Origin of the sequence: Streptomyces sp. NPDC006551, assembly GCF_040611675.1 — a bacterium.
GTDB lineage: Bacteria > Actinomycetota > Actinomycetes > Streptomycetales > Streptomycetaceae > Streptomyces.
This window is the reverse complement of record NZ_JBEXOT010000009.1, coordinates 166,903-177,189: the sequence shown is the minus strand read 5'-3', so window position 1 is coordinate 177,189 and position 10,287 is coordinate 166,903. Positions and strand designations below refer to the sequence as shown.

Annotated in this window: 14 protein-coding genes; 6 read left to right on the top strand and 8 right to left on the bottom strand. The window is 71.0% G+C overall.

Translation table 11 applies throughout. From position 1 onward, the window contains the following. From dnaK to ABZY12_RS12835, 3 genes are all read right to left on the bottom strand, one after another. A partial coding sequence (gene dnaK / locus ABZY12_RS12845; protein ID WP_356889339.1) for a molecular chaperone DnaK occupies positions 1-1,151 on the bottom strand: 1,151 nt, incomplete at its 3' end. Between the two features lie 51 nt (positions 1,152-1,202). Continuing rightward, complete coding sequence (locus tag ABZY12_RS12840) at positions 1,203-1,598, bottom strand: DUF2267 domain-containing protein (RefSeq protein ID WP_356889338.1); 396 nt, start codon at positions 1,596-1,598, stop codon at positions 1,203-1,205. An 89-nt stretch (positions 1,599-1,687) separates the two neighbouring features. Beyond that, the gene (locus ABZY12_RS12835; RefSeq protein ID WP_356889337.1) at positions 1,688-1,891 is read right to left on the bottom strand and encodes a hypothetical protein; all 204 of its coding nucleotides are present in this window, start codon (positions 1,889-1,891) and stop codon (positions 1,688-1,690) included. Positions 1,892-2,216: 325 nt separating this feature from the next. Between ABZY12_RS12835 and ABZY12_RS12830 the strand changes: the two genes are divergently transcribed. The 6 genes from ABZY12_RS12830 (at position 2,217) to ABZY12_RS12805 (ending at position 6,035) form a co-directional block, all read left to right on the top strand. Next, entirely contained in the window at positions 2,217-2,399 is a 183-nt protein-coding gene (locus ABZY12_RS12830; protein WP_356889336.1) for a DUF6381 family protein, read from the top strand. A gap of 211 nt (positions 2,400-2,610) precedes the next feature. Then, positions 2,611-3,378: an NPP1 family protein gene (locus tag ABZY12_RS12825; protein ID WP_356889335.1), complete on the top strand. Its 768-nt coding sequence runs from the start codon at positions 2,611-2,613 to the stop codon at positions 3,376-3,378. Positions 3,379-3,506: 128 nt separating this feature from the next. Next, the gene (locus ABZY12_RS12820) at positions 3,507-4,049 is read left to right on the top strand and encodes a VanZ family protein (protein ID WP_356889334.1); all 543 of its coding nucleotides are present in this window, start codon (positions 3,507-3,509) and stop codon (positions 4,047-4,049) included. 29 nt (positions 4,050-4,078) lie between these two features. Beyond that, entirely contained in the window at positions 4,079-4,690 is a 612-nt protein-coding gene (locus ABZY12_RS12815) for a DUF6328 family protein (RefSeq protein ID WP_356889333.1), read from the top strand. Between the two features lie 121 nt (positions 4,691-4,811). Then, positions 4,812-4,994, top strand: coding sequence for a hypothetical protein (locus tag ABZY12_RS12810; RefSeq protein WP_356889332.1), 183 nt, complete (start codon positions 4,812-4,814; stop codon positions 4,992-4,994). A gap of 90 nt (positions 4,995-5,084) precedes the next feature. Beyond that, positions 5,085-6,035, top strand: a complete 951-nt coding sequence (locus ABZY12_RS12805) for an aldo/keto reductase (protein WP_356889331.1) — start codon at positions 5,085-5,087, stop codon at positions 6,033-6,035. A 48-nt stretch (positions 6,036-6,083) separates the two neighbouring features. Here the strand turns inward: ABZY12_RS12805 and ABZY12_RS12800 are convergent, their stop codons facing one another. The 5 genes from ABZY12_RS12800 to ABZY12_RS12780 all read right to left on the bottom strand — a co-directional run bounded on the left by ABZY12_RS12800 (position 6,084) and on the right by ABZY12_RS12780 (position 10,212). Next, positions 6,084-7,583, bottom strand: coding sequence for a phosphatase PAP2 family protein (locus ABZY12_RS12800; protein WP_356889330.1), 1,500 nt, complete (start codon positions 7,581-7,583; stop codon positions 6,084-6,086). A gap of 139 nt (positions 7,584-7,722) precedes the next feature. Next, the gene (locus tag ABZY12_RS12795; RefSeq protein ID WP_356889329.1) at positions 7,723-8,076 is read right to left on the bottom strand and encodes an STAS domain-containing protein; all 354 of its coding nucleotides are present in this window, start codon (positions 8,074-8,076) and stop codon (positions 7,723-7,725) included. A 2-nt stretch (positions 8,077-8,078) separates the two neighbouring features. Further along, positions 8,079-9,317, bottom strand: coding sequence for a SpoIIE family protein phosphatase (locus ABZY12_RS12790; protein WP_356889344.1), 1,239 nt, complete (start codon positions 9,315-9,317; stop codon positions 8,079-8,081). Between the two features lie 183 nt (positions 9,318-9,500). After that, on the bottom strand, positions 9,501-9,674 hold the full coding sequence (locus ABZY12_RS12785; RefSeq protein WP_356889328.1) for a CsbD family protein: 174 nt from the start codon (positions 9,672-9,674) through the stop codon (positions 9,501-9,503). Positions 9,675-9,783: 109 nt separating this feature from the next. Continuing rightward, complete coding sequence (locus tag ABZY12_RS12780) at positions 9,784-10,212, bottom strand: ATP-binding protein (protein ID WP_356889327.1); 429 nt, start codon at positions 10,210-10,212, stop codon at positions 9,784-9,786. Positions 10,213-10,287 lie beyond the last annotated feature (75 nt).

Below are 10,287 nucleotides of genomic sequence, written 5' to 3'. Positions count from 1 at the left end.
ATGATGCCGCCCTTGGTCTCGATACCGAGGGACAGCGGGGTCACGTCGAGGAGCAGGACGTCCTTGACCTCACCCTTCAGCACACCGGCCTGCAGGGCGGCGCCGATGGCGACGACCTCGTCCGGGTTCACACCCCGGTGCGGGTCCTTTCCGGTCAGCTCCTTGACCAGTTCCGTCACCGCGGGCATACGGGTCGACCCGCCCACCAGGATGACGTGGTCGATGTCGGACACCTTGACGCCGGCGTCCTTGACCGCGTTGTGGAACGGGGTCTTGCAGCGCTCCAGCAGATCGGCGGTGAGCTGCTGGAACTGAGCCCGGGTGAGCTTCTCCTCCAGATGCAGCGGACCCTCGGCGGAGGCCGTGATGTATGGCAGGTTGATCGACGTCTCGGTCGACGCGGAGAGTTCGATCTTCGCCTTCTCCGCGGCCTCGCGGAGACGCTGGACAGCCATCTTGTCCTTGGCCAGGTCGACGCCGTACCCGTTCCGGAACTGCTTCACCAGGTGGTCGACGACCCGCTGGTCCCAGTCGTCACCACCGAGATGGGTGTCACCGTTGGTGGCCTTCACCTCGACGAGCCCCTCGCCGATCTCGAGCAGCGACACGTCGAAGGTGCCGCCACCGAGGTCGAAGACGAGGATCGTCTGGTCCTCCTCCTTGTCGAGTCCGTACGCGAGCGCCGCGGACGTCGGCTCGTTGATGATGCGCAGGACGTTGAGGCCGGCGATCTCGCCCGCCTCCTTCGTCGCCGTGCGCTGGGAGTCGTTGAAGTACGCCGGAACGGTGATCACGGCGTCGGTCACGTCCTCCCCGAGGTACGCCTCGGCGTCGCGCTTCAGCTTCTGCAGCACACGCGCCGAGATCTCCTGGGCGGTGTACCGCTTTCCGGCCGCCTCGCCCGCTTCCGGGAACCGCCACGACGCGTCACCCATGTGCCGCTTCACCGACCGGGCGGTGAGTTCGACGTTCGTCACCGCCTGCCGTTTGGCGATGTCCCCGACCAGAACCTGTCCGTCCTTGCCGAAGGCCACGACGGAAGGGGTCGTCCTGTTTCCTTCGGTGTTCGCGACGACCGTGGGCTCACCGCCTTCCAGAACCGCGACGACGGAGTTGGTCGTGCCCAGGTCGATACCCACCGCGCGTGTCATCGCTCGCTCCTTTCCAGCGCGGACGGAGTCGTACGGATCCCCTTTTCCGGATCAGATCGCCTGCGGGCGGCCGAAGAGCAGGTCGTAGCCCACGGGGAGCTGGAGCAGGATCCGGTCCATGAGGTCGTCTCCCGCGATGTCGGCCACGACACTGAGCACGGAGCTGACGTCCCAGGTCGCCGTCTTCTCGGTGGCCCCCTCGATCCAGGCGGCCGTCGCCCGGACGAACCGCTCGGGCGGGAGCGGCTCGCGTGCCTGGAGCGGGTTGAGCAGGACCAGCGCCAGCGTCTCGGGGAGCCGGTCGGCCAGCTCGGACCGCACCTCACCCACGAGATGCGCGCCGAGCAGGGCGAGGACGACGCGGGCGGCGCGTTCGGCCTCCTCCCGGGAGGCGTACTCACCCCGTTCCTGGACCGCGGCCAGCAGCGCGTCCCACTGCATACGCATGGACACCTCCCGAAAGGCGGAATGCATAGATGCACATGTCGGACACTCTGCTTATATACCCCGCTGTACCAAAGCTGACAACCACCGACTCAAGGGTGTTCCGTGGCGGGCAGGGGGCGCTCGGCGTCCTCGCCGGAGTAGAGGCGGTCGACCTCGGGGCGCAGGTCGAGCATGTCCAGAAGGCGCGCCAGGTCCGCGGGGTCGGTGGCGCGCAGAGCGACGGCCAGCCGGGCGGCACGTCGCTGGTCGGCCATCGCCGAAGGGGTCCGATCACTGCCTTCTGCTCGCTCCATGACCAGATCCGACCACGCCGTCGCCGTCCGCGCAGCCCGGGGTGCGCGCCGCGCCTGCCGGGAGCGTGGGGATGCCCTGCTCGACGGGGTGCCGACGGCGCTGCCGGCGGGCAGTCGCGGAGCCGGCCGGTCAAGGCGTTCGTCCGGGTCTGTGAGCGCTCCCCGGCTGAGGACGCGGCCGCTCAGCTCCTTGACGTCGCGAGGGTGATCCCCGGTGGCGGTTCTGCCTGCCGTGATGACGGTGAGTGACGCTCCGGGATGCGCGTGTGAGGGGGCGCTGGTTCTCTGAGGTCATCCGCTCACCCCCCAGATCTCAGGAGTGATCATGAGCGTTGCAGGAGAGTCCGGTGGCCGTGCGCAGCAGCTGCGCCAGAAGGCTCAGGAGATGGAGCAGGCCGCGGAGCGGTCCACGGACCCGGACGAGCGTCAGCGGCTGAAGGACCGGGCCCGGCGGCTCGAGGAGCAGAGCAGGCGCGAGTCGGAGATGGGCATCGGCGAACCGATGTAACGGCTTGTGATCGACCGGCCGGTGGCAGCCCAGACGGGGCGGCCACCGGCCGGTCGCTTGTGTGGGACGTGGGCGCGACGTCGCGATGTCGGTCGTTCCCCCGTCGCGTGGACACCTCGGGAACTCGACGCGGCACCGCGGTTGGACAAGTCTGATCTGGGCATGTCAAACGCTGGTGTCACTCACGTCGTTCTTCTCAGGAGGCCACGCCTTGAAGACGAGTTCGCGGTTCCGCAGGCTGTCGCTCACCCTCGGTGCCGCCATGGCGCTGGTCCTCGCTGTCCCCGGCAGCGCCCTCGCCGCGCCCCCACGAGCCCTCCCCGGCAACGCGGATGGACTGGAACAGACCTTCCAGCCCGCCTACGACTACGACACGGACGGCTGCTATCCCACCCCCGCCATCGGACCCGACGGAACCGTCAACGGCGGTCTCAACCCGTCCGGCGCCCTCAACGGCCAGTGCCGCGACGCGTCGGACCTGGACAACACCAACGGATACGCGCGCTCCCTCTGCAACAACGGCTGGTGCGCGATCATGTACGGCCTCTACTTCGAGAAGGACCAGGCCGTCGCGGGCAGCGGCCTCGGCGGCCACCGCCACGACTGGGAGCACGTCGTGGTGTGGGTGCAGAACAACGAGGCCCGGTACGTCTCCACCTCCGCGCACGGCGCGTTCGACATCCACGGCCGGGACCGGATCCGCTGGGACGGAACTCACCCCAAGATCGTCTATCACAAGGACGGCATCGGCACGCACTGCTTCCGCCCCGCCAACTCCAACGACGAGCCGCCGGAGAACCACTACCGCGGCTGGCGGTTCCCCGCCCTCGTCGGCTGGAACGGCTACCCCGCCGATCTCCGGGACAGGCTCAGCCGCGCCGACTTCGGCAGCGCCGTATTCGGTCTGAAGGACGGCAACTTCGCCGCCCACCTCCAGAAGGCCAAGCCGCCGTCCATCCCCTTCGACCCGTACGCCTGACGCTCGCCCCCGGTGCGAGGCGCGTTCGGCGCCCGGCCGGAACCTCTCCGTCTCGTCCACGAGTCCCGGTGTCCATCGGGGGTATGCGCAACCTTCCTGGAGGACACCGGACTTGGGGGAGGGGACCCATGACGCCACGCATCGGATGGCGCCGCGCCACGGCCGGGCGGTCGGAGGGCGAGGACCCGAGACGCGGCCCGGGACCCTGGCTCCGGATCTTCCTCGCGGTGCTGGCCGTGGCGGCGATGGTGGCCTTCGGTGTCGTCCTGGCCCGGCTGACCCTGCAGCCGTCTCCGGCCTCGGACGCGCTCACCCACACCAACCTCCGGCCAGGCGACTCGATCCGCGCCTACCTCGCGCAGCCCGCCTTCCGGGACACCGTCAAACAGCTCGGCGGAAACATCCTCCTGGGCGTGCCCTTCGGCCTGTTGCTACCAGTCGTGTCTCCCCGCACCCGGGGGTTCGTGCGGATCGCCCTGCTGACCGTGGCGACGATGCTCCTCGTCGAACTGATCCAGGGCGCCCTGATCACCGGGCGCGCCTTCGACATCGACGACGTGCTGCTGAACACGGCCGGCGCACTCCTCGGGTACGCCCTGGTGGGGCGCCGCCTGGGCAGGGCCGTGCACCCCCGGCGCAAGCGCCGCTGGTGGTCGCCCCGCCGCACCTGACCGACCCGTCTTCCCAGAAGGAGGCTTCCATGTACGAACGAGAAAGCGACGCGACGCCGATGGGCGAGCGGGACGGCGGCCGCCTCGGCACGAGGGACGCGCGGTCGGACGGCCGGGCCGAGACGGAGGACAAGCAGGCGGACGGCCGGGCCGAGACGGAGGACGAGCGGGCGGACGGCCGGGCCGAGACGGAGGACGAGCGGGCGGACCGGCGCTGGCAGGAACTCATCCAGGAGATACGGGTCGCCCAGACCGGCGTGCAGATCCTCCTCGGCTTCCTCCTCACGGTGGTCTTCACCCCGCACTTCCAGGGCCTCGAACAGACGGACAAGACCATCTACATCGTCACGGTCGTCCTCGGGGCCCTGGCGACAGGGGCGTTGATCGGCCCGGTCTCCTTCCACCGGATCGTGTCGGGACGACGGATCAAGGCGCAGGCCGTGGTGTGGGCCTCACGCCTCACCTTCGCCGGGATCGTCCTGCTCCTCGCGACACTGACATCGGCGCTGTTCCTCATCCTGCGGGTGGCCACCCACGACGCGTACGTGCCCTGGCTGGTCTGCGGCGTACTCGTCTGGTACCTGCTCTGCTGGTTCGTCCTGCCCCTCTGGGTCCGCACCCGTTACACCAGCGGGGACTGACACCGCACCCGGTTCCGTGGCAGCGGACGGAGCACGGCACCGGTTCGGATGAAGCACCGCGTGTCCGGTCCGGCGCGTGGAATGCGTCCCCCGACCAGTCCGTACCACCGAGGAGTCGCCCATGCGCCGCTTCGTCGTCACCGCCGCTCTCACCCTCGGCGCGCTCGCCTGCGCGTCGGCCGTCCCCGCCGCCGCGGAGGAGGAGCGTGAGACGGAGTACAGCCACACGTTCCAGGTCCACGTCGGAGACGTGCACATCGTCGAGGCCGTCACTTTCGAGGAGGAGTACACGCCCGCGGAGTGATCCGTCTTCCGGGAGCGGCCGGGGGCCGCGAGCGCGTCTCCGACGGGAGGCGCCCGCGGGCCCCGGCCGGCGGTGTGCGAAGGTGACCCGGTGACCACGCCTGAGAAGTCCGACCGCCTCGTCTTCGGCTGCATGGGCCTGGGGGGCGCCTGGGACACGAGCCCCCTCACCGCCGCCGACATCGACGCGGCCTCGACGGCCGTCGAGGCGGCCGTCGAGAGCGGCATCACCACCTTCGACCACGCCGACATCTACCGGCACGGAAAGTCGGAAGCGGTCTTCGGCGAGATCCTGGCCCGCTCGGCCGGGCTGCGGGAACGGATCACCCTGCAGACCAAGTGCGGCATCCGGCTCGCCGACGGGGACCGGCCCGGCCTGTACGACCTGCGCGGGGCCTCCATCGTCCGCAGGGTGGAGGAGAGCCTGCACCGACTGCGCACCGACGTACTCGACGTGCTGCTGCTGCACCGCCCCGACCCGCTCGCCGACCCCGCGGACATCGGCGAGGCCCTGACCTCGCTCCACCGGCAGGGACTCGTACGCCGGTTCGGCGTCTCCAACATGAACTCCGCGCAGATCGCGCGGATCCAGGCCCACACGGACCTGCCGCTCGTGGCCAACCAGCTGGAGATGAGCCTGCACCGGCGTGCCTGGCTGGAGGACGCCGTCCTCGTCAACACGCCGGAGTCCGCCGCCAACGGGTTCCCCGCAGGCACCGTCGAGCACTGCCTGGCCCACGGCATCACGCTTCAGGCCTGGGGAGCGCTGGCCCAGGGGCGCTACACCGGGAGGCAGCAGACCCCGGAGGAGAGGGCCACCGCCGCGCTCGTCTCCTCGCTCGCCGAGACCAAGGGCACCACGCCGGAGACGATCGTGCTCCGGTGGTTGCAGCGCCACCCGGCGCGCATCGCGCCCGTGATCGGTACGTCGAACCCGGAGCGCATCCGCGCCTGCCGGGACGCCGCGCTCGACGAACCCGGCCTGAGCCACGAGGAGTGGTACACCCTGTGGGTGACGGCCCGCGGCGCCGCCCTTCCGTAGCCCCGACGCGAAGCCCGGCGGTCCTGCGAAACCCGTCTCGGCGGCGGTTCAGTCGGTGAGCGGGCGGTAGACGGTCAGGGCGCCGGGCAGCTTGTCCAGTCGGAAGGCGCCCGGAGCCGGAACCACCTCTCCGTCGTAGGCCATGTGCGTCCCCTCGGGCAGCCCGGAGACGTGCAGGGACGTGGTCCGGGCCGCCGCGTAGAGCCGCGTCCTGGCCAGCCCCCCGGCCACCGCCGTGGCGAGCAGGCGGGTGCGGGCGAACCGGCCGCCGTGCGCCACCCGCACATCGAGGACACCGTCCGCGAGGTCGTGGCGCCGCAGCGGGGCCAGACCCACGCTGCGGTAGGCGCCGTTGCCGGCGAACAGGAGCCACAGGGACTCGCGCCTGCCGTTGACCTCCGCGCGCAGGGGCCGTGACGTCCGCAGCACGTGTACCACCCCGAGCAGCGACGCCAGGGGGCCGCCGAGCCGGGGCGACCAGCGCTCCCGGAGCCGTACGAGTTCCGGGTAGACACCGAGGCTGAAGGTGTTGAGGAAGTACGCGCGCGACCCGTCCGTCTCGCTCGTGATCCGGCCGACGTCGGCGCGCACCGCATGCCCCTCGGTCAGCGCCGCGCAGGCCTCGGCCACCGTGTCCACGCCGAGGTCCACCGCGAAGTGGTTGAAGGTGCCCCCGGGGACGACGAGCAGCGGCACCCCGTGACGGAGGGCCGGTTCCACCGCCGCGTTCACCGTTCCGTCACCGCCGCAGACGCCCAGCACACCCCCGCGGTCGGCCACCTCCGCCGCGGCCGTGTCCAGCACGTCCGCCAGCGTTCCGGTCTTCTCCTCGTACAGGATGACCTCCGCCCGCGGCAGGAGCGTCCTGAGCTGGCGTACGGGATCCAGAAGCTGCGGCTGGGCGCCGGAAGCGGCGTTGACCACGACGACGAGGCCGTCGCCCTCCGGGAGGCCGCGCACCCGCACGCGTGGCCGCGCGGGCGTGGCGACCAGATCGCGGGTCGGGGCGAGGCCCCGGACCGCGTAGGCCGCCCCCACGCCCAGGCCGGCGCCCACGAGCACATCGCTCGGGTAGTGGACTCCGGTGTAGACACGGGAGAAGGCGACCGAGGCGGCCACCGGGAGCACGGCCGCCGCCCAGCCGCGCGACTCCAGCGCCACACCGGCGGTGAAGGCCGCCGCGGAGGCCGAATGACCGGAGGGGAAGGAGCTCGTGAACGGCTGATGGGGCAGCCGCCGCACCAGCGGCACCGCGTCGATGAGCGGACGTTCGCGCCGGACGGCCCCCTTGGCGAGGGTGTTGACGGTGGCCGACGCCAGAGCGAGGGAGGCCGCTCCCCGTACCGCTGCGCGCCGTCCCCGCGGTCCGCCGAAGGCCCACATCCCGGCGGCGATCCCGAACCACAGCAGCCCGTGGTTCGCGCTCCGGCTGAGCCGGGGGAGGACCGGCTCGGCGCCCGGCCAGGAGCGGTTCGCCACGTGCCCGAAGACCGTGCGGTCCAGCCGTCCGAACCTCCCGCGCAGCCGTCCCCTGGCGACCTGGCTCATCGCATCTCCTCGTCGTCGGATCCGGTGCTCGAACACGCGCCCGGCCAGCGCCAACGTACCCGGCCCGGCCGGAACGACACGTGTCCGGCGCGGAAAACCAGGCGCGATGTTCCTCCGTACGACGGCGACGGCACGCCCGTCAGGATGTGGCGAGGTGCGTGTCCGCCGCGCTGTCGCTGTCGGGGTGGATCGCGAAGATCTGGTCGAGGCCCACGATGCCGATGACCCGGGCCACCGGGGGTGGAACCGCCGCGAGGGCGATCGAGGCACCCGCCGCCGTGGCGGTGTTGCGGGCCGTCAGGAACGTGTTGATCCCGCTGGAGTCGCAGAAGTCCAGAGCGGCCAGGTCCAGGACCAGCAGGGACCCGGGCGTGAGATCGGCGGCCCGCACCTGGTCGCGCAGGCGCGGCGCACTCTCGTAGTCCAGGGTGCCCCGGAGCGTGAGGACGGGACCGGCGGGGGTGCTACGGGTGATGATGTCCAGCATGGTCATGATCAGTCTCGATCGACGGAGGGTCGGTCTGGAGAGTCGTCTTCGGAGACAGGGCTGTCGAGAGGAACCCCCAGGGCGAGCAGAGCGGTGTCGTCGCCCAACCCGTCGCCGAAGCTCTCCAGGAGCCCGGTCAGGGCGGTGACGATCCGAGCCGGCGTCGCCGGGGCGCGCTCGGCGACGAACTCGCGCAGGGCTTCGTCACCGAACAGATCGTAACCGGCTCCCGTACGGGCCTCGGTGAGGCCGTCGGTGTACAGCAGAACGCTGTCGCCGGGCTCCAGGATCGTACGCGCGGCGACGAACCGCGCGTCGGGAAGGATGCCGACGAGCAGTCCTCCCGGCGTCGGCAGGAAGTCCGCCCGTCCGTCGCTCCGCAGGACGAGCGCGGGCGGGTGGCCCCCGGAGGCCAGTTCGAGCGCGAAGGACCCGCTCTCGCCCTGAGGCTCCAGGACGCCGAACACGGCGGTGCAGTAGCAGGTCTCGCCCGCCGGACTCTGCTCCGTCAGCGCCGTGTTGAGCGTGCGCAGAGCGGCGACGGGGTCGGAGTCGTGGAGCGCGGCGGTCCGCAGCGTGTACCGGGTCAGCGAGGTCAGCGCGGCGGCTTCGGGTCCCTTGCCGCACACGTCCCCGAGGAAGAACGCCCAGCGTTTCCCGTCGAGCGGGAACAGGTCGTAGAAGTCGCCGCCGAGCCGGTCGGGAGAGGCGGTGTGGTAGTACGAGGCGGCCTCGAGGCCGGGGACGGAGGGCAGGCGCGCCGGCAACAGGCTGCGCTGGAGCACCGCCAGGGCGTCCTGCAGCCGTGCCCGGTCGGCCTCCGCCGCGCGGCGGGCATCCTCGGCCTCGGACCTGCTGCGCAGCAGCTCCGCCTCGTAGGCGCGCCGGTCCCGTGCGTCGGTCAGGGTGATCCTCGCGAGCAGCGGCCGTCCGTCGGAGCTCGAACGCACTATGGCACTGGCCAGGACCGGGAGCGGCTCACCGGACCGGGTCAACTCCAGCGGTACGCCGCCCACCTCGCCGTTCAGCCGGAGCGCGGGCGCGAGCTGCGCCTCGTAGGAGAGCCGCCCGGCCGGGGTGAGGAGGTCGCCGAAGCCCATGCGGCCCACCACGGAGCTCCGGCTCAGCCCGAGCCACTGCAGCAGGGTGGTGTTGATCCGCGCGATCGTGCCGTCCAGCAGGATCGACACATAGCCGCACGGAGCGGTTTCGTACAGCTCCTCCGCGCTGTCCTCCAACACGGCCATATAGGACTCGAAGGCGACGGCGGGCGAGTGGAAGCCGGGCTGTTCGTGTCCCGTGGTCCCGTGGTTCAACGAAGGCTCCTGAAGCGGTCGGCCTCTCTCCGGGCCGCACGGCGGAAGCGGAAGATCGCGCGGAGGGGGCGGCTCCGCCACCGTGGAGCCGCCCCACTCGCCGCCCGGACGAGGTCAGTGCTTGAAGGCGTCCTTCGCCTTCTCCTTCGCGTCCCGCGCGTCGCCCTTCACCTGCTCGGCCCGGCCTTCGGCCTCGAGGCGCTCGTCACCCGTCAGGCGTCCCGCCGCCTCCTTGATCTTCCCCTTGGCCTGCTCGGTCTTGGCCTTCGACTTCTGCTCACCCGACATGTCTGATCACTCCCTGGTGCCATGGATCAGGTCTGACGACAAGGCGCCTGACCTCGAATCGCGGTGTTAAACCAGGCGGACAAAAAATGCCTCCCCCGCCGCCTGTGTGTCACTGCTCCAGGGGCACGACCGCACGGATCGTCTTCCCGGCCGCGTGGACCGACACGATCACCTCACGGCACAGGCGCAGGACGATGGGCCAGCCGTAGCCGCCCGGTGTCAGGTCTTCGCTCCTCCGGTACGTCGGCGGCTCACGGCTTCCGTCGGTGACGGACACCGTGGCACTGTCACGCGCCAGGTCGAGGCGGAAACCGGTGACGCCGCCGGCGTGCCGCTCGGCGTTCGTGACCAACTCCGAGACGACGAGCATCAGATCGTCGACCTGCGACCGGTTCACCGGCCGGATGCTCGCGAGTCGTCGTCTGGTGGCTTCCCGAGCCTCGGCGGAGGTGCGCACCGCCGGGCCGTCGTGGGGCGGCGCCCCAAGAGGACGTATACGAGTGGACAAATGGGGCCAGGCCTCGTCCCGAGGCTGCATGTTGGTTACCCTTCCTCCCGATTTCCCTGCATTCGCTCCCCGCTCGCCTTCCCGCCGTGGGGCAAGTGACACACA

Bases quoted from the DNA above. Each gene is read 5' to 3' on its own strand.
- ABZY12_RS12840 (WP_356889338.1), bottom strand. From the start codon at position 1,598: ATGCGTATGCAGTGGGACGCGCTGCTGGCCGCGGTCCAGGAACGGGGT.
- ABZY12_RS12835 (WP_356889337.1), bottom strand. From the start codon at position 1,891: ATGGAGCGAGCAGAAGGCAGTGATCGGACCCCTTCGGCGATGGCCGAC.
- ABZY12_RS12830 (WP_356889336.1), top strand. From the start codon at position 2,217: ATGAGCGTTGCAGGAGAGTCCGGTGGCCGTGCGCAGCAGCTGCGCCAG.
- ABZY12_RS12820 (WP_356889334.1), top strand. From the start codon at position 3,507: ATGACGCCACGCATCGGATGGCGCCGCGCCACGGCCGGGCGGTCGGAG.
- ABZY12_RS12815 (WP_356889333.1), top strand. From the start codon at position 4,079: ATGTACGAACGAGAAAGCGACGCGACGCCGATGGGCGAGCGGGACGGC.
- ABZY12_RS12810 (WP_356889332.1), top strand. From the start codon at position 4,812: ATGCGCCGCTTCGTCGTCACCGCCGCTCTCACCCTCGGCGCGCTCGCC.
- ABZY12_RS12800 (WP_356889330.1), bottom strand. From the start codon at position 7,583: ATGAGCCAGGTCGCCAGGGGACGGCTGCGCGGGAGGTTCGGACGGCTG.
- ABZY12_RS12795 (WP_356889329.1), bottom strand. From the start codon at position 8,076: ATGACCATGCTGGACATCATCACCCGTAGCACCCCCGCCGGTCCCGTC.
- ABZY12_RS12790 (WP_356889344.1), bottom strand. From the start codon at position 9,317: ATGGCCGTGTTGGAGGACAGCGCGGAGGAGCTGTACGAAACCGCTCCG.
- ABZY12_RS12785 (WP_356889328.1), bottom strand. From the start codon at position 9,674: ATGTCGGGTGAGCAGAAGTCGAAGGCCAAGACCGAGCAGGCCAAGGGG.
- ABZY12_RS12780 (WP_356889327.1), bottom strand. From the start codon at position 10,212: ATGCAGCCTCGGGACGAGGCCTGGCCCCATTTGTCCACTCGTATACGT.